The organism is Actinoallomurus vinaceus (genome assembly GCF_039542055.1).
Lineage (GTDB): Bacteria > Actinomycetota > Actinomycetes > Streptosporangiales > Streptosporangiaceae > Actinoallomurus > Actinoallomurus vinaceus.
Map to the genome: position 1 here is coordinate 120,018 of NZ_BAABHK010000012.1, position 15,561 is coordinate 135,578.

17 protein-coding genes are annotated in these 15,561 nt (G+C 72.5%); 9 read left to right on the forward strand and 8 right to left on the reverse strand.

What is annotated here, in order from left to right; genetic code table 11:
* The first annotated feature begins 21 nt into the window (after positions 1 to 21).
* The 4 genes from ABEA24_RS35100 to ABEA24_RS35115 all read left to right on the forward strand — a co-directional run bounded on the left by ABEA24_RS35100 (position 22) and on the right by ABEA24_RS35115 (position 1,952).
* Positions 22 to 267 (forward strand): hypothetical protein, encoded by a 246-nt coding sequence (locus ABEA24_RS35100; RefSeq protein ID WP_345436457.1) that lies wholly within the window; start codon positions 22 to 24, stop codon positions 265 to 267.
* A 59-nt stretch (positions 268 to 326) separates the two neighbouring features.
* Positions 327 to 869: a hypothetical protein gene (locus ABEA24_RS35105; RefSeq protein ID WP_345436459.1), complete on the forward strand. Its 543-nt coding sequence runs from the start codon at positions 327 to 329 to the stop codon at positions 867 to 869.
* Between the two features lie 21 nt (positions 870 to 890).
* The gene (locus ABEA24_RS35110; RefSeq protein WP_345436461.1) at positions 891 to 1,268 is read left to right on the forward strand and encodes a hypothetical protein; all 378 of its coding nucleotides are present in this window, start codon (positions 891 to 893) and stop codon (positions 1,266 to 1,268) included.
* Between the two features lie 555 nt (positions 1,269 to 1,823).
* Positions 1,824 to 1,952: a hypothetical protein gene (locus ABEA24_RS35115; RefSeq protein ID WP_345436463.1), complete on the forward strand. Its 129-nt coding sequence runs from the start codon at positions 1,824 to 1,826 to the stop codon at positions 1,950 to 1,952.
* Here ABEA24_RS35115 and ABEA24_RS35120 read toward each other — a convergent pair.
* The 5 genes from ABEA24_RS35120 to ABEA24_RS35140 form a co-directional block, all read right to left on the reverse strand.
* Positions 1,927 to 2,838: a sulfotransferase family protein gene (locus ABEA24_RS35120; RefSeq protein ID WP_345436465.1), complete on the reverse strand. Its 912-nt coding sequence runs from the start codon at positions 2,836 to 2,838 to the stop codon at positions 1,927 to 1,929. The two genes, ABEA24_RS35115 and ABEA24_RS35120, sit on opposite strands and share 26 nt — an antisense overlap.
* A 192-nt stretch (positions 2,839 to 3,030) precedes the next feature.
* Positions 3,031 to 4,131 carry a glycoside hydrolase family 3 N-terminal domain-containing protein gene (locus tag ABEA24_RS35125; protein WP_345436467.1) on the reverse strand — a complete coding sequence of 367 codons (1,101 nt, stop codon included), beginning with the start codon at positions 4,129 to 4,131 and terminating at the stop codon, positions 3,031 to 3,033.
* 127 nt (positions 4,132 to 4,258) lie between these two features.
* Positions 4,259 to 4,393 carry a hypothetical protein gene (locus ABEA24_RS35130; protein ID WP_345436469.1) on the reverse strand — a complete coding sequence of 45 codons (135 nt, stop codon included), beginning with the start codon at positions 4,391 to 4,393 and terminating at the stop codon, positions 4,259 to 4,261.
* 45 nt (positions 4,394 to 4,438) lie between these two features.
* Positions 4,439 to 5,194 (reverse strand): glucose 1-dehydrogenase, encoded by a 756-nt coding sequence (locus ABEA24_RS35135; protein WP_345436471.1) that lies wholly within the window; start codon positions 5,192 to 5,194, stop codon positions 4,439 to 4,441.
* 36 nt (positions 5,195 to 5,230) lie between these two features.
* Positions 5,231 to 5,956, reverse strand: coding sequence for an SDR family NAD(P)-dependent oxidoreductase (locus ABEA24_RS35140; RefSeq protein WP_345436473.1), 726 nt, complete (start codon positions 5,954 to 5,956; stop codon positions 5,231 to 5,233).
* Positions 5,957 to 6,004: 48 nt separating this feature from the next.
* Between ABEA24_RS35140 and ABEA24_RS35145 the strand changes: the two genes are divergently transcribed.
* The 5 genes from ABEA24_RS35145 to ABEA24_RS35165 all read left to right on the forward strand — a co-directional run bounded on the left by ABEA24_RS35145 (position 6,005) and on the right by ABEA24_RS35165 (position 11,230).
* Positions 6,005 to 6,583 carry a MarR family winged helix-turn-helix transcriptional regulator gene (locus ABEA24_RS35145; protein WP_345436475.1) on the forward strand — a complete coding sequence of 193 codons (579 nt, stop codon included), beginning with the start codon at positions 6,005 to 6,007 and terminating at the stop codon, positions 6,581 to 6,583.
* A 214-nt stretch (positions 6,584 to 6,797) separates the two neighbouring features.
* Positions 6,798 to 7,754 (forward strand): S66 peptidase family protein, encoded by a 957-nt coding sequence (locus tag ABEA24_RS35150; RefSeq protein ID WP_345436477.1) that lies wholly within the window; start codon positions 6,798 to 6,800, stop codon positions 7,752 to 7,754.
* The gene (locus ABEA24_RS35155; RefSeq protein WP_345436479.1) at positions 7,751 to 8,614 is read left to right on the forward strand and encodes a hypothetical protein; all 864 of its coding nucleotides are present in this window, start codon (positions 7,751 to 7,753) and stop codon (positions 8,612 to 8,614) included. Before ABEA24_RS35150 ends, ABEA24_RS35155 begins: the two co-directional genes overlap by 4 nt.
* A 46-nt stretch (positions 8,615 to 8,660) precedes the next feature.
* Entirely contained in the window at positions 8,661 to 10,241 is a 1,581-nt protein-coding gene (locus ABEA24_RS35160; protein ID WP_425551279.1) for a beta-N-acetylhexosaminidase, read from the forward strand.
* 116 nt (positions 10,242 to 10,357) lie between these two features.
* Entirely contained in the window at positions 10,358 to 11,230 is an 873-nt protein-coding gene (locus tag ABEA24_RS35165) for a hypothetical protein (RefSeq protein WP_345436483.1), read from the forward strand.
* A gap of 267 nt (positions 11,231 to 11,497) precedes the next feature.
* Here ABEA24_RS35165 and ABEA24_RS35170 read toward each other — a convergent pair whose 3' ends face one another.
* From ABEA24_RS35170 to ABEA24_RS35180, 3 genes are all read right to left on the reverse strand, one after another.
* Positions 11,498 to 13,297, reverse strand: a complete 1,800-nt coding sequence (locus tag ABEA24_RS35170; protein ID WP_345436485.1) for a glycoside hydrolase family 15 protein — start codon at positions 13,295 to 13,297, stop codon at positions 11,498 to 11,500.
* Positions 13,298 to 13,777: 480 nt separating this feature from the next.
* Positions 13,778 to 14,458: a hypothetical protein gene (locus ABEA24_RS35175; RefSeq protein ID WP_345436487.1), complete on the reverse strand. Its 681-nt coding sequence runs from the start codon at positions 14,456 to 14,458 to the stop codon at positions 13,778 to 13,780.
* A complete protein-coding gene (locus ABEA24_RS35180; protein WP_345436489.1) occupies positions 14,455 to 15,357 on the reverse strand; it encodes a hypothetical protein in 903 nt (300 codons plus the stop codon). The genes ABEA24_RS35175 and ABEA24_RS35180 overlap by 4 nt, the downstream gene beginning before the upstream one ends.
* Positions 15,358 to 15,561 lie beyond the last annotated feature (204 nt).

Genomic DNA, 15,561 nt, shown 5'->3' on the forward strand with positions numbered 1-15,561 from the left:
CCGCGAGTGAAGGGAACGGTCATGGTGATGCCGGATGACCGCGCCCGTACCCACATCCCGCCGCCGGTCGAGCTCTGGCCGATCAGTGAGCTGATGCGGCAGGTCGGCCGCCTCGTCGCCGAGGAGCTCGAACGCCCCGGCCGGGACGCCGGGAACGAGCGGGCGCGGGAGCTCGCGCCGCGGAGGCCGCGGGCGGAGCAGGCCCGGCCCGCCGGCAGAGGGCAGGAGACGGAGACGCCCGTCCCTCCCGAGCACCACGACCGCTGATCGCGTGCCGCGCGCCGATTCCCGGGAGTAAGCGGCGGCGATGAGGGTAGATCCACCGCGTGAGCGCTGCGTATACCGCACGAGCACTGTGGGTGACCGTCGTCGCGGCGGGCGCCTGCGTGAGCGGTCTGCTGCTGACCGGCGCGCGGACGGAGGGAGCCGACCCGCCGGTGCCCGACGCGCCGCCGGCGTCCCCCAGCGCGGAGTCCGGCACGGAGACCGAGGCTCCCGGTTCGGCCTACGCGAACCGGTCCCGCGTGTTCGGCCTCGTCGAGGCGGGTCCCACCGCGGACGCGGTGCTGTTCGCCCCGGCCCGCAAGGTGCAGCCCGGAGGACCGGAGACGGTCCACCCGGCGGACGTGGGGCAGTACGTCCAGCTCCGGCTGGCCTCCGGCGCCGTCATCCGGGCGTCGGCCCCGATCGCCAACGAGGGCGTCACCGACTGGGTACGCGGCGTCCGGCTGAGCCCGCAACAGTTCCACACGCTGCTCTTGAAACTTCAGGGGCGGCTCCACCCGCTGCTGGACCGCTCGCACATGTTTGAACTCTGGTTCGACGCCCGGGGGCGCGTCACACGGCTGCAGCATTACTTCAGTCCCTAGGGACACGAATCGGGGGAGAAGATGAGACGTTCGCTCGCCGTGGCGGGCGCGGCGTTAGGAGCCGCGCTGGCGGTGGCCGGCTGCCGCCAGGAGACCGGGCCGCCGGACACGCGTCTCTCCCATCACCGGGCGACGAGGTTCGCTCGCTTCCATGTGGACCGTGAGCCGGTCCACGGTGGGGACAGAGAGGTCTGGACGGGACGGCGGGCGATCAGGGAGAGGGTGACCCGCGAGGTTCTGCCGCTCCCGCATCGACGGCGTCCGCCGGCGCGGGCCGAGGACACCTGCGGCCCTGGCGACCGATCACATCGCGGCGTCGCCGTGCACTGCGTCCAGAGGTCCGAGCAGGACGTCGACCGGTCGGACGACACCGTCCTGCGCGACCGCCCCGACGACTGACCGTCCCGGGTTCCGCCCTCCGGACGAGGAACGGGACGCCGGGCCCGTTCCGGGCTTCCGCCGCCTGGCGCCGACCGGTTCCAGGTCCGCCGGCCTGACGAGGGCAGGCGGCGGGTCCCGGTTCTGCGGCTTGGCGGAGGCGGGCGCTGGTCCGTGCCGGGTTCCGTCGGCTTGGCGAGGGGTGGGCGTCGGCCCGCCCTGGGGTTCTTCGGCTTGGCGGGAGCGTCGGTCCGTGCCGGGCTCCGCCGGCTTGGCGACGGGCGTCGGTCCGTGCCGGGTTTCGTCGGCTTGGCGAGGGTCGGGCGCGGGCCTGTCCAGGGTTCCGCCTGCCGGGTGAGGGCAGTCGCCGCGCTGTCCTGAGTTCTGCAGGCCGGGCGGGGGATGGGCACCGGCCTGTCCTGGACCCGCGGAGCCCGGGGCCGTTCGGCGTTCCGCCGGTGCCGCGGCGCCCGTCCGCCGGGTTTCACCTGAGCGCATCCTCATGGCAACGCCGCCGTCGCGCGTCCGGGTGAGTCTGAGAGCAGGCGGCGAATCGTCACTGCGGAGTTGAGTGCAATGGTGAAGAACAGGCGCGGAGTGCGGCGGATCACCGCTCTCGTCGTCGGCTGCGGCGCGGCCGGGCTGGCGATCGGATGGCGCTATGCCGAACGGGGGCGGGTCACGACGTCGATGACCGGTCGCTGAGCCGGTAGCCCAGGCGGGTGAGCTCCGTCCCGGCGACCTTCTCGACCTGGGTGATCTGCTTGGGCGTCAGCTCCTCCTGCCACCGGCCGACACCGCCGTCGTGGATGCCGTACAGCGCGGTGCGGGCGATCCGCTGGCCGAGGAAGTCGGACACGGCCGAGACGACCTCCCGCGGCCGGGCCACGAGCTCCTCGTAGCGGACCGTGAGCAACTGCTCCTCCGGCGTCTGGGCCCGGAGCCGGGCGCTGAGCCGGATCGAGCCCCGCCAACGCAACGCGCACTTGACCGCGACTCCGGCGCGCGGCCAGCGGGTGCGCTCGGTCACGTCCTCGACGCCGAAGAACGGGTTCGGGAACACCTCGTCGAGGTTGGCGAACCCGGGCCGGAACCATGCCAGGCAGCGTTCGTCGGTGAGCATCCCGGCCACGGCGTCGCGGCCGTCCCGGATCACCTGGATCAGCTGCGCGTCGGGGAAGGCGTCCAGCAGCACGTCCGTGCTGTAGATCAGGTCGGGGGTGGCGTCGCCGAACCGCTGGATGCCGCGCGAATCCGCGCACGTGCCGTCGGCTCCGATCCGGCCCAGCTCCCGGCACTCCGCCGGGCACTCTCCGCAGCCCTCCCGGGTGACCTGCCAGCTGTGCGCGTACGCGTCCCGCAGCACCCGTGCCGCGCCCTGTCCCCGCTCACTGGCGATCGAGGGACGCCGTGCGAAGGCGTACACCGTGCGGACCACGCCGGGCCGTCCCATCGTCACATGGAACGCGGCGGTGCGCCGCAGCGCACGCGCCAGCAGGTCCGAGCCCGAGTGGGGGGCGCCCAGGAGAAAGACCGGGCGTCGGACCTTGGTGCCGTTGACCACGAGGATGTGGGAGGGCGTCGTGCGCATGGGTTCCATAAGTCTGCCATCCCGGTCAGGTCGTCATCGCCCTGATCGCCACTCATGGGGGCCTCTCTCCGGATGCGTCGGCCGCGCCCACGACCGGTTGATGGACACATCGGATCGTAGTGCCCGAAACCTGGATTTTGCCGCAGGCACGTTCGATCAAACGCGGAGCCGTCCGGGCCGTGTCGTGGGGGCTTATCCGAGACCGCGCCGCAGGGCCGTGACCCGCGCCCCGGCGGCGTCGAAGCCGTGCCGGTCGAGCCGGCCGTTCCGCAGCGCGCCGGCCAGGCCGGCGACGACCGCCTGCCCGTCCGCGACCCGCTGGGAGCAGACCAGGATGAGGTCGATCCCGGCCCGCGCGGCGGCCACCGCCCGCTGTGCGTACGTGCCGAACGCCGTCAGCGCGCCGGCGTTGATGGCGTCGCTCACCGTCACGCCCCGGAATCCGAACCGCTCGCGCAGCTCACGGAGGACGACCGGGGACAGGCCGGCGGGCCGGGCCGGGTCGAGCGCCGGGTACACGGCCCACGACGGCATGACGAGCTTGACGCCGGCCGCGATCGCCGGAGCGTACGGTGGCTCGTCGACGCGCTGCAGGACGGCGCGGGAGACGTCGAGCGTGACGGGTCTCAGGTCGGTGTTCTGGCCGGCGCCGGCCGTGCCGAGCCCGGGGAAGTGCTTGACGGTCGCCGCGACCCCGGCCCGCTGCTGCGCCGTGACGAAGGCGGCGCCCAGTCGGCTGCACACGGCCGGATCCGTGCTGTACGAGCGCCCCAGCCGGTCGGCGAAGTCGCCTTCGGTGCGATGGACGTCCAGTACCGGAGCGAGGTTGACGTTCATCCCGACGCCCGCGAGCAGCCGCCCGGCGGTCTCGCCGGCCCGGCTCGCGGCCGCGAGGGGATCGGACGCCGCGCCGATCTCCTTCTGCGACATGAGGGGGCCGCCCGGCAGCCGTCGTATCCGGCCGCCCTCCTGGTCGGTCATGAGCAGCAGCGGGGCCGGCACCGGCCCGGCCCGCCGCGCGGCCTCCAATCGCCGGATCACCGAGGCGATCTGATCCAGACCGGTGACGTTGTCGGCGAAGAAGATCACGCCTGCCGCTGTGCCGGCCCGAACCTGATCGAGCAGGGACTGCGGCACATCCGGTCCGGAATAGGAGAAGATCACCCGCTGCCCGGCCTGCTGCTCCGGCGTCAGCGCGTCCGCGGCGGCCCCGCACGCCGGCCCGAGGGCCACGGCGGTGAGCCCGGCGCCCGCGCGGATCGCGTCCCGCCGGCTGATCGGTCGATGCGTCATGGCCGTCCAACGCCCCGCGGCGCGGGGCGCGCCTCCTTCCGCTGCTGCGGCCCGCCTCGGCGGGCGGCCGGATTCGGACTCCTCCTCCGATTGTGGAACAGAGCCTCGCCGGAGCCGGGACCAGGGGTCACGGTCGTGCCCTGGAACAGGGGCGGGGCCAGGGCACGACCGTGCGCTCACCCTCGACGACGCCCTTGAACTCGTCGACATCGAAGGCGGTGAAGCTGCCGTACGAGCCGTCTTCAACCCCTGACGCGCCCATGTCGGAGACTCCGTGCGCCGACGACCGCTACCCCTCAGAGCGGGGTCAGCCGCCCATGATGTCGTCGGTCATGCGCTGGTTGCCCGCCAGCAGGCCGCCGTCCACGGGCAGCGTCACCCCGCTGATCCAGGCCGCGTCGTCCGAGGCCAGGAAGAGCACGGCGGCGGCGACGTCATCCGGGGTGCCCACCCGGCGCAGGGGGTACCAGCCCGCGACCCGGTCGAGGACGCCCGGGCTGCGCCGTTCGCGGTCGTCCCACGTGCCGGTGCGGATCGTGCCCGGCGCGACGGCGTTGCAGCGGATCCCTTGAGGGCCGTAGCGGACCGCGATGCTGCGGGTGAGGCTGAGGACGCCGGCCTTGGCCGCGCTGTAGGCCTCGTTGCCGACGTGGACGAGGCCGTTGACCGAGGCGATGTTGACGATCGCTCCGCCGCCCCGCCGGAGCATCGCCGGCAGCACGGCCTGCGTGCACAGGAAGGTCCCCTTCAGGCACAGGTCGACGTCCCGGTCCCAGGCCTCCTCGGGCAGCGTCTCGAACGCGGCGTCGGTCGCGCCACCCGCGTTGTTGACCAGGACGTCCACGGGCGTGTCGGCCAGGGCGGCCCGGACACTCGCGCGGTCGGTGACGTCGACGGCGACCGCCCGCGCGCCGGGGATCTCACGGGCCGCGCGCTCCGCGCTCGCGGCGTCCAGGTCGGCCACGAGGACCTCGGCGCCCTCCGCGCCGAAGCTCCGGGCGATGGCCTGCCCGATCCCTGCTCCCGCGCCGGTCACCGCCACCACACGTCCAGAGAATCGCATCCCCCGATCATGCATCACGGCCCGCGGACGGTACGGTCAGCGGGCCAGGAGCGCCCCGCCGTTGACGTGGATCACCTGGCCGGTGATGTGCCCGGCCGACGGGGACGCCAGGAAGGCCACCGTCGCCGCCACATCGCCCGGCGTGGCGGCCCGCCCGTTGAACGCCTGGGAGATCAGCCACTCGCGCCGCTCCTGGGTCAGCGTCCCGCCGAAGAACTCGGTGTCCTCCACCAGGCCGGGAGCCACGGCGTTCACGGTGATGCGCCGGGAGCCGAGCCGGGCCGCGAGGTCGGCGGCCATGTTGTGCACCGCCGCCTTGGCCGCGCCGTACCCGCCGCTGCCGCGCGTACCGGCGATGGACCCGAACAGGATGACCCGGCCGTCGTCGGCGAGGCGGGGCGTCAGCGCGGTCGTCACGAGCACCGCGCTGATGACGTTCTGCTCGTACTGCGCCAGCCACAGCTCGCGCACCCCCGCCAGATCGCCGTCGGCGACCGGGGGACGGCGGCGTGCGGCATTGCCGCCCGCGTTGTTGACCAGCACGTCGACCCGGTCGGGCAGCTCGGTGAGCGCCCCTTCGACCGCCGCCGGATCCGCCGCGTCGAACGCCACGGCACGCGCGCCGATCGCGGTCGCGGTCTCCTCCAGCACCTCCTTGCGGCGTCCGGTGATCGTCACGTTCAGGCCCTGCTCGACCAGCGTCTCCGCGATCGCCCGGCCGATGCCGGTGCCACCGCCGGTCACCACAGCCGTCCGTGTCATCACGACCTCCTTGTTTAGGCCTAAACAACGTCGGCTACGCTAGGCCCCGTGCAGCGTGAGCGCAAACCCGGCCCTTCCGTCCCTGAGACCGGCGCCGTCCCTCAGTCCGACGCCGTCGACGAGATCCAGCACGCCTGGCTGCGCGAGCTGCCGGGCGTCCCCGTGGAGTCGATCGGAGTGATCACCCGCGTGTGGCGGACGGCGAAGATCCTCGGCGACGAGCGGCGCCGTACCCTCACCCGGCTCGGGATCGACAGTGCGACCCTCGACCTGCTGTCCACCCTGCGGCGCGCCGGCCCCCCGTACGCCATGACGCCGGCCCGGCTGAAGGACCTGTGCCTCGTCACCGCCGGCGCGATCAGCCAGCGGGTGGGGCGCGCGGAGGCCGCCGGAGCCGTCCGTGCCGTCCGCAGCCCCGGCGGCCGTACGCTCCGCGTCGAGCTCACCGACGCCGGGCACGCGCTGATCGAGGGCAGCGTCGAGCGGCTGCTTCGCTACGAGGACGACCTGATCGGTCACCTCAGCCCCGCCGAACGCGACCGGCTCACCGAACTGCTGCGCAAACTCCTCGACGGCCTGCTCGAACGCGGACATGGCGACTCCCCGATCGGGCCGCCGGAGGACTGACCGGAGACGAGTCGGGCCGACGATCATCCAGGGGTGGCGGACGCCGTATGATCGCTTTACCAACGCGTGATCCGCGGGCCGATCGGGGAGGTTCTGACCGCACGCTGTCAGAGGCGGGCTGACGTCCAGGGCTCGGGCGCGCGACACCTGACCTCTTCCGCTGTGGGGGTTGTTGGTGCCATGCTCTGACGCAGCACATAACAAGGAGGGGCGGATGCGCGACCCCGGGGGCGGTCAGCCATCGTCCCTTCACGCCGGGGATCGAGTCGCCGTCGTCGCCCCCAGCGGTCCGGTCGATCCCGACCGCCTGGAGCGCGGTGCCGCGGTGCTGCGCGATCTCGGCCTCGAGGTGACCTTCGGCCGGCACGTCCCCGACACCGCTCCCGGCCTGCCGTATCTCGCCGGCGCCGACGCCGACCGCGCGGCCGACCTGCAGGAGGCCTGGTGCGACCCGGGGGTCGCCGCCGTCCTGTGCGCCCGCGGCGGCTACGGCGCCACGCGGGTCCTCGACCACCTCGACTGGACCGCGCTCCGCCGCGCGGCGCCCAAGGTCCTGCACGGATCCAGTGACATCACCGCCCTGCACACGGCCTTCGGGCGGCGGCTCGGCGTGGCCACCTCGTTCGGGCCGATGGTCGCCTCACTGATCGCCGACGCCGAGCCGGAGGCGCTCGCCCACCTGCGGAAGGGCCTCTTCGACCGGGGAGCGCCCGTCCACGGCACGCACGCGCTGCGCGGAGGCCGCGCCACCGGCGTCCTGACCGGCGGCAACCTCTCCCTCCTGACCTCCCTCCTCGCCACGCCGTACGCCCCGGAGCCGGCCACCGGACGCATCGCGTTCCTCGAGGACGTCCGTGAGGCGCCCTACCGCGTGGACCGCATGCTCACCCAGCTCCGCCAGGCCGGCTGGTTCGACGGCGTCGCCGGCGTCGTCCTCGGCACCTGGACCGGCTGCGGCGACCTCGACGCGGTGTTCGCCGACCGCCTCGGTCCGCTCGGCGTGCCGATCCTCACGGGCGTGCCGGTCGGGCACGGCCCTCGGCAGCTCACCATCCGGCTGGGCGTTCCCGTCCTGCTCGACGCGGACGCGCTCGTACTCCATCCGGGCGTGCCGGACGCCCGGGGGCGGCGGACCGGATCTCCGGGCGCCTTCGCGGGGGAGACACCATGACGACCTTCGAACGCCGCGACCACCGGCCCGCCCCGGCCGGCGGCGACGACCGAGCCCTCGACTCGCTCGTCGTGCTCGTGGCCGAGAGCCACGGCTACGGCTGCCGTCCCGTCCAGAACGACGCCATGCTCCTCGACGGCCCGCAGCGCCTGCACATCGGCATGCGCAATCTGCGGCAGCTGGCCCGGCAGGTGCCCCGCGACGACTGGCCCGCACTGGTCGCCGACCACGTCGGCACCATCATCACCGCCATCGAGGAGCCGCTCGACCTGCGCGACTTCCCGCTGGTCCGGGGCCTGCTGCGGGCCCGTGTCTATCCGGCCGAGGCCCGGACCAGCCGCCTCATCTGCCGGCCGTTCGCGCCGGGGCTCATCGAGGCGATCGTCGCCGACACCCCCACGACCGTCCGCACCATCGTCACCGACGACGCCATGACCTGGCCGGTGACGGCCGACGAGCTGTTCGCCGTCGGCCGCGACGGCGTGCGCGCCGACGGTCCCCTGGAATGCGACGTCATCGACGACACCGGCATCCGCGTGCTGGAGGGGCAGACGTTCTACGCCGCGACCCACCTGCTCTGGCTGGACGCCTACCTCGACCCGGGGCCGTACGGCGCGCTCGCCGTCGCGCCCACCCGGAGCGCGATCGCCGCCTGCGCGATCCGCAAGAACACCGCGCTGATCACCGCCGAGCGGCTGCACGCCTTCGCGCGCAACGCCTACGACGAGGGGCCCGGCTCGCTCACCCCCGAGCTGTTCTGGGCCAGGAACGGCACCCTGACCCTGCTGGAGACCCGCACCGTCGGGGGCCGCTTGGCGCTGCCCGCCGACTTCATGGGCTTCCTCGACGGCCTTCCCTAGGGGCCGGAGACCGAGGTGATCGCCGCCCGGTGATGGCGGGCTTGTCATACCGGGCGGCACGGGCCTGGCGAGTGAGTCGTTCTGTGATGACACTGGGCATATGGCGACCGAGGTGAACCTGATACCCGCCCCCCGCCGGCTCGAGTGGACGGGAGGCTCTGGGCCGTTCAATGGGAATGTGCGTACCGGAGTCGATCCGTCACTTGCGCCGGAGGCGTACCGGCTGACGGTGTCGGCCGACGGCGCCGAGATCGTGGGCGGTGCTGAGGCCGGTGTCTTCTGGGGCCGTCAGACCTTGCGGCAGATCCTGGGCCCGGACGCCTTTCGCCGTGCCCCCATCGCGCGAGAACCGGTCACGGTGCCGTACGTGACGATCGATGACGCGCCACGTTTCGCGTGGCGGGGGTTCATGCTCGATGTCGCGCGACACTTCCTGCCCAAGGATGATGTGCTGCGCTGTGTCGACCTACTGGCCGCCCACAAGCTGAACGTGCTGCACCTCCATCTCACCGACGACCAGGGGTGGCGCGTTGAGATCGAACGACACCCCCGGCTGACCGAGATCGGCGCCTGGCGGCGGCGGACTCGCAGGGGCTGGGGTGAGCCGTTGCTCTGGGACGAGCGGCCGCACGGCGGCTTCTACACGCAGGACGACCTGCGCGAGATCGTCGCGTACGCGGCGGAGCGGCATGTCACGATCCTCCCTGAGATCGACCTGCCGGGTCATTCGCAGGCGGCCATCGCCGCCTATCCCGAACTGGGGAACGCCGACGTCATCGACACCGCCGCGCTGGAGGTGATGACCGACTGGGGCATCAATCCCAATGTGCTGGCCCCTACCGACACCGTGCTGCGTTTCTATGAGGGTGTCCTGGAGGAGGTGCTGGCGATCTTCCCCGGCCGGTTCGTCCACATCGGCGGTGACGAGTGCCGCAAGGACCAGTGGCGCAAATCGCCCACGGCCCAGGCACGCATCCGTGAACTGGGACTCAAGGATGAGGACGAGCTTCAGTCCTGGATGATCCGTCACTTCGGCCGCTGGCTCGCCGCGCGTGGACGGCGTCTCATCGGCTGGGACGAGATATTGGAAGGCGGCCTGGCCGAGGGGGCCGCCGTCATGTGCTGGCGGTGGTACAGGGGTGGGATCGCCGCAGCGGAGGCCGGCCACAGTGTGGTGATGTGCCCTCAGCAGGAGGTCTACCTCGACCATGCCCAGGCCCACGGTGCCGAGGAGCCCGTACCCGTCGGGTGGGTGCACACGCTCGAGGACGTCTACCGATTCGAGCCCGTACCGCCCCGGCTGACCGGTACGCCGCACGCGGCCAACATCATCGGTGCCCAGGCCAACCTATGGACGGAAGTCGCCGAGGACCGCGGCCGGGTGGACTACCAGGCGTTCCCCCGACTCGTCGCCTTCGCCGAAGTGGCCTGGTCGGACCTGCCGCACCCGGATGAGCGCGACTTCGCCGACTTCGAGCGCCGGATGAACGTGGCGCACTATGCCCGCCTGGACGCGCTGGGCGTCGGGTATCGCCCGCCCACCGGACCCCACCCATGGCAGCGACGCCCCGGCACCCCCGGACGGATGCACGACAAGCCTCGGAAGACCTGGCGAATGGCGGACTGACCGCGCGCTGTGACCCGTGCCGACGGGTACGAGCCGAAGGCCCTTCACATCCGCGATTGCGGTGATACGCTCCGTCACAGCCTTGGGCCATGTCATTCCGTCATGCGAGGGATCGGATGCGACGCGTCGGGCCGGCATTTCAACTCTCCCATCGCCAGCTCGCCTGGGCGTTCATCGGTGTGACGGTGGTGGTCCTGGTGGCGGTCATCGCGTCCGGCAACCTCAAGAAGATCTATGCCGCCCAGCCGGACTTCGTGCTCGGCTCCCTGCTCGCCGCCGCCGGATACTGCTTCGCCAAGGCGACCACCAGGACCGGTGGCGAGCGGGCCACCGAACAGCTGCACCGGATCGGTGTCGTGGAACAACTCCGGCTCATCCAGCGCGACACCGGCGCCGCTCTCCGGCGGCTCAGCACCTACTACCACAGCCAGGCCGAGAGCATGGACTTCCCGGCGGGGCTGGATCTCTACGAGGTCATCCTCGACGACGTCGACGAAGCGCTGGCCAACGCCGAGGGCATCATGGACTCCCTTCGCCTGCCGGTACGGAAATCGGCCACGTACGAGATCAGCGACGTCACGCGTCAGCTCCTCCAGGTCCACAGCCGTTCGGTCCGGGAGTCGCTGAACCGGCGACAGCGGACGCACGACTGGCTCGTCGCGAATGTTGCCCCGAGCGAGCATCCGAGGGTCTGGGGCCGCTTCGGCAATCTGACGTCGGATCTCCTCAAGGCGCACTTCGCACTGCGGGCCCTGTGCGCCGAACCGCTCCGGGTGGCTCCGCAAGAACAGGCGATCGAACTGCTCGGCTATCTGCAGGCCGCCGACGACCGGGCCGGCGAGTTCGAGAGGGCGCTGCGGGAGGCCGGTCTCGTGCCCCCGGACCCCTTCGAGACGTTGAGAAAGGACCTGGGAGGTGCGAAGAAGGCGCTCATGAGCGCTCGGATCGTTGCCGTGGATCCGGTCGTGCAGGCGCCGGCGACCGGCTGAGGCGACGACCGGCGTCTGGCGCCGCCTCCCTGCCATCCCATGGCGACAGCCCCCATGGAACCCGACCCGCCCCCGGAGGAGACCATCTGCGGCTGCGGATTCCGGTCTCGGCGCCCCGGACCCTGAGCCCGGCTCCGGGATCGGATCCGACGACGAAGAGTCCGACGACGTGACCGAGTTCTGACGCTTCGACGCGTGCGCTATCGCCTCACCTGTTCTCGGGGCTCCGATCCCGAACGCTCTCGGCGATCACGGCGCCGGTGTGGATCAGAGCCCGGCGCGGGGGCGGCGGATGCCGTCGTGGCCTTCGAGGTCGTAGGCGGTGAGCACCAAGGGCACGTGGCTGAACGCCTGCGGGAAGTTGCCGACCTGACGGCGCAGGCGCGGGTCGTACTCCTCCGCCAGCAGGCCGACGTCGTTGCGCAGGCCGAGCAGCCGTTTGAACAGCTCGCGGGCCTCGTCGACCCGGCCGATCTGCTGCAGCGCGCCGGCCAGCCAGAAGCTGCAGGCGAGGAAGGCGCCCTCGCGTCCCGGCAGGCCGTCGACGTCGTGCTCCTGCTCGCCGGTCTGGTACCGCTCGACGAAGCCGTCGACGGTGAGCTCGCGCTGGATCGCCTCGACCGTGCCGACGACGCGCGGGTCGTCGGGAGGCAGGAAGCCGACGCGGGGGATGAGCAGCAGGGCGGCGTCCAGCTCCTTCGACCCGTACGACTGGGTGAATGTGCCGCGGTCGGAGTCGAACCCCTTGGCGCACACCTCGCGGTGGATCTCATCGCGCAGCGCCCGCCACTTGTCCAGCGGGCCCTGGCGGTCGAACGTCTCGATCATGCGGACGGCGCGGTCGACCGCGACCCACGTCATGACCTTCGAGTGGACGAACTGCCGTCGCGGTCCGCGGACCTCCCACAGGCCCTCGTCCGGGTCGCCCCAGTGCTCCTCCAGGAAGCCCGTCAGCGCGCGCTGCAGCGACCAGGCGTGCCGTTCGGGCTGGATGCCGCTGTTCAGGGCGAGGAACAGCGAGTCGGCGACCTCGCCGAAGACGTCGAGCTGCAGTTGCTTGGACGCGGAGTTGCCGACACGGACGGGCCGGGAGTCCTCGTATCCGGGCAGCCAGTCGAGCTCGTACTCCTCCAGCCGGCGCTCCCCGGCCACGCCGTACATGATCTGCAGGTCCTGGGGTTCGCCGGCCACGGCGCGCATCAGCCAGGCCCGCCAGGCCTTCGCCTCGTCGCGGTAGCCGCTGCGCAGCAGCGCCTCCAGGGTCATCGTCGCGTCGCGCAGCCAGCAGAAGCGGTAGTCCCAGTTGCGCACCCCGCCGACGGCCTCCGGCAGCGAGGTCGTCGCGGCGGCGATGATCCCGCCGGTGGGCTCGAAGGTGAGCGCCTTGAGGGTGGCCAGCGAGCGCACGACCGCGTCGCGGTACCGGCCGTCGTACGTGCAGTGCCGCGCCCAGTCGGTCCAGAACCGCTCGGTGCCCTGGAGGGCCTCGTACGGGTCGACGTCGCGCGGGGCGGGCAGGTGCGAGGGGTGCCACGTGCACACGAACGGCAGTGAGTCGCCCTCGCAGACCACGAACGTCGCGCGGTGGGCGAAGTCGCGGCCCTCCAGCTCGATGGGGCTGCGCAGCCAGACGGAGTCGGGGCCGGCGATGCCGGTGAGGTGGTCGCCGATGCGGCGCATCCAGGGGATGACCCGCCCGTAGTCGAACCGGAGCTTCAGATCGAGGCGCATGGGGACCCGGCCCGACACGCCCTCGATGATGCGGACGACGTCGGCCGCGTCGCCGCGCTCCGGCATGAAGTCGATCACCCGGACGGTGCCGTCCGGGGTGTCCCACTCGGTCTCCAGGATCAGGGTGTCGCCGCGGTAGCGGCGGCGCGTCGCCTGGCCGCCGGAGACCGGGGCGATCTGCCAGTGACCGTTGTCCGGCGTCCCGAGCAGCCCGGCGAAGCAGGCGGGGGAGTCGAAGCGCGGCAGGCACATCCAGTCGATCGAGCCGTCCCGCCCGACGAGCGCGCAGCTGAACAGGTCACCGATGAGCGCGTAGTCCTCGATTCGTCCAGGCACCCAGGCCCCCTCGTGTCGCGGATCCCGTCGTACCGTAGCGCTACAGCGCGGTCGCGCAACCGTCAACCGTGCCCGTTCTGCGCCTTGCTTACCGGTGAATCGGGCGGTTACGTCTCCTCTGTCCTTCGCGACGGTGCGTGGACCAAGGAGATGACATGCACGAGACCGATCACCCGGCGGCCTCGCCGGACGGCTCGAGCCGGGGACCGGCGCCGCCGGGACCGGCACGGCCGGAGCCTGACGCGGCGTCCGTTCGGGCTGGGATGAGGCCTCAGCACACCTTCCCGCTCCACGGCCGCGACCGGCACGGCCGCGGCGCCTGACCTGCCCGCTCCGCCCCGCCAGGGCGCGCCCCCGCGCCGCCCTGGCGGGCGTTCCGGATCGGCCCCCGGCAGGCCGCACGGAGTCCGCCCTGGTGGGTCTGCCGGGTTTCGTGTCGCGGGATCGCCTGCTCCGTCTCAGCGGGCCTACCGCTTCCCCTCAACGGATCCGACCGCTCCGTCCCGGCGGGACCGGACCGCTTCGCCGGGGCGCCCCCGGGAATCCGTGGCCGGGCGGCGGGGCGTTCACGTTCGGGGCCTCGGGCACCAGGGGGATGCCGGCGCCGACGTGGACCAGCAGACGCAGCTCGGACTCCGCGGTCTGGGAGGCCACCTCGACCCCTTCGATCGAGAGGCTCGCCGTGACCTTGCAGCGTCCGGACTCCAGGGCGACGATCCGTCCCGACCGGACCACCGCGGTGAGCGCCCGCACCTGGAACTCGAGTCCGAGGCCGAAGTGGATCGTCGCCACCCGTACGTCGTTGACGAGCAGGTCGACCTGCGGGTTGGCCGAAGCGCCGATCCGGTGGGTGATGATGTCCACGATCTCCTGCCGGCCCGGCGCCGCGGCCGTCCGGTGACCCGCCTCGACGAGCGCCCGGTACCTCTGCCAGCCCGTCACCAGCAGACCGCCCAGATCGAGCTCGAGAAGCCCGGTACCGGTGGCGGCGATCTCGCGGGTCGCCGTCTCACGGGTCGCCGCCGACAGACCGCGCAACGCCGATCCGAGTGTCGCGTCCGCCGGGCCGGACGACAGGGCACGGGCCAGCTTCGCCACCGCGTCGTCCGTGTCGCCGAAGAGGACGACCCGGGCGGTGACCGGGGAGTCCGTCGGAATCATTCGCTCACCTCCTGAACGTCCACGGCCACGACGCCGCCGTGGGTCTCGAGCCGCACGACGCTCGTACGGCCGTCGGGGGGTTCTTCCGCCGTCACCCGGATCGCGGGGTCGGGGCGGGCCACGGCCCGGATTCGCGGACCGGCCTGCGGCCGCATCGGCCCGCTGGGCGCGGGAACGGCCGTACGGGCTCGAGATCGGCGTGCGACCAGGACGGCGGCCCCGCCCGCGGCGACGACCATCCCGATGAGGAGGGGGACTCCCGGGAAGGACGGCCCATCGGATGAGTCCGGGGCGGTGCGCGGCGGTCCGGCCGGGAGTCCGATCGGCGACTCCACCGGGGAGGACTGCCCGTTGCCGGGGTCCGGCGGACTGCCGGCCGGACTGGCCGCATCGAGCACCAGGAACGGTGCGCTGCCATCGGCGTGCGGAGCCTCGCCGATGACGACCCCCTGCTCATCGGGCCGGTAGTAGGCGGTCCATTCGACCGAGGTGTAGCCGGGGCGGGCGTTCGCGGGGACGCGCAGGTCGATGGGTCCGCCCTCGCCGGTCGGGCAGGCCGTGGTCGTACCCTCGCGGAACCCCACCCGGCAACCGTCGACGCGCCATCCGGGCCGGTCGATGACGAATGAGATCCTGATCGAGTCCCCGGGCCGGCCGGAACCCGGGCTGACGATCGCCGTGACGTGGGGGGCGATGGCTTCCGGCGGGGGTTTCGGGGATCCGACCGACGGGGTCGGCACGACGGGCGGCGACGAGTCACCACCGATCGCGGGGGTGCTGTCCAGCGCGCGGACCGGCCCGGCGTAGCCGCGTGGCATCATCGCCGGGGCCAGCGAACAGGCGGCGATCGTCAGGGCCGCCGCGCAGACGGCCGCTGAGAGCATCTGCCGCGTGACCACGATGTCTCCTCGGATCCGGGGGAGAGGGCGCGTGCGCACACCACGCCCTCCGGACTCCCGCCGATCGGAGTCGACCGTGCCCGCCGGTCGGGTTCGACCGGTGGCGTCGGGGAGTTCCGGCTCGGCGTTCCTGACGAAACCATGGCTTCGGCGGGGCCGATCCTGCATCGTGGTACCCACCGAAGTGTTTCGCCGACCGAGCGT

Excerpts from the sequence above, each read along its gene's own strand:
- ABEA24_RS35100 (WP_345436457.1), top strand. The coding sequence starts at position 22 with ATGGTGATGCCGGATGACCGCGCCCGTACCCACATCCCGCCGCCGGTC.
- ABEA24_RS35150 (WP_345436477.1), top strand. The coding sequence starts at position 6,798 with ATGCGCGACCCCGGGGGCGGTCAGCCATCGTCCCTTCACGCCGGGGAT.
- ABEA24_RS35110 (WP_345436461.1), top strand. The coding sequence starts at position 891 with ATGAGACGTTCGCTCGCCGTGGCGGGCGCGGCGTTAGGAGCCGCGCTG.
- ABEA24_RS35175 (WP_345436487.1), bottom strand. The coding sequence starts at position 14,458 with ATGATTCCGACGGACTCCCCGGTCACCGCCCGGGTCGTCCTCTTCGGC.
- ABEA24_RS35165 (WP_345436483.1), top strand. The coding sequence starts at position 10,358 with ATGCGACGCGTCGGGCCGGCATTTCAACTCTCCCATCGCCAGCTCGCC.
- ABEA24_RS35125 (WP_345436467.1), bottom strand. The coding sequence starts at position 4,131 with ATGACGCATCGACCGATCAGCCGGCGGGACGCGATCCGCGCGGGCGCC.
- ABEA24_RS35115 (WP_345436463.1), top strand. The coding sequence starts at position 1,824 with ATGGTGAAGAACAGGCGCGGAGTGCGGCGGATCACCGCTCTCGTCGTC.
- ABEA24_RS35130 (WP_345436469.1), bottom strand. The coding sequence starts at position 4,393 with ATGGGCGCGTCAGGGGTTGAAGACGGCTCGTACGGCAGCTTCACCGCC.
- ABEA24_RS35120 (WP_345436465.1), bottom strand. The coding sequence starts at position 2,838 with ATGCGCACGACGCCCTCCCACATCCTCGTGGTCAACGGCACCAAGGTC.
- ABEA24_RS35140 (WP_345436473.1), bottom strand. The coding sequence starts at position 5,956 with ATGACACGGACGGCTGTGGTGACCGGCGGTGGCACCGGCATCGGCCGG.
- ABEA24_RS35155 (WP_345436479.1), top strand. The coding sequence starts at position 7,751 with ATGACGACCTTCGAACGCCGCGACCACCGGCCCGCCCCGGCCGGCGGC.
- ABEA24_RS35135 (WP_345436471.1), bottom strand. The coding sequence starts at position 5,194 with ATGCGATTCTCTGGACGTGTGGTGGCGGTGACCGGCGCGGGAGCAGGG.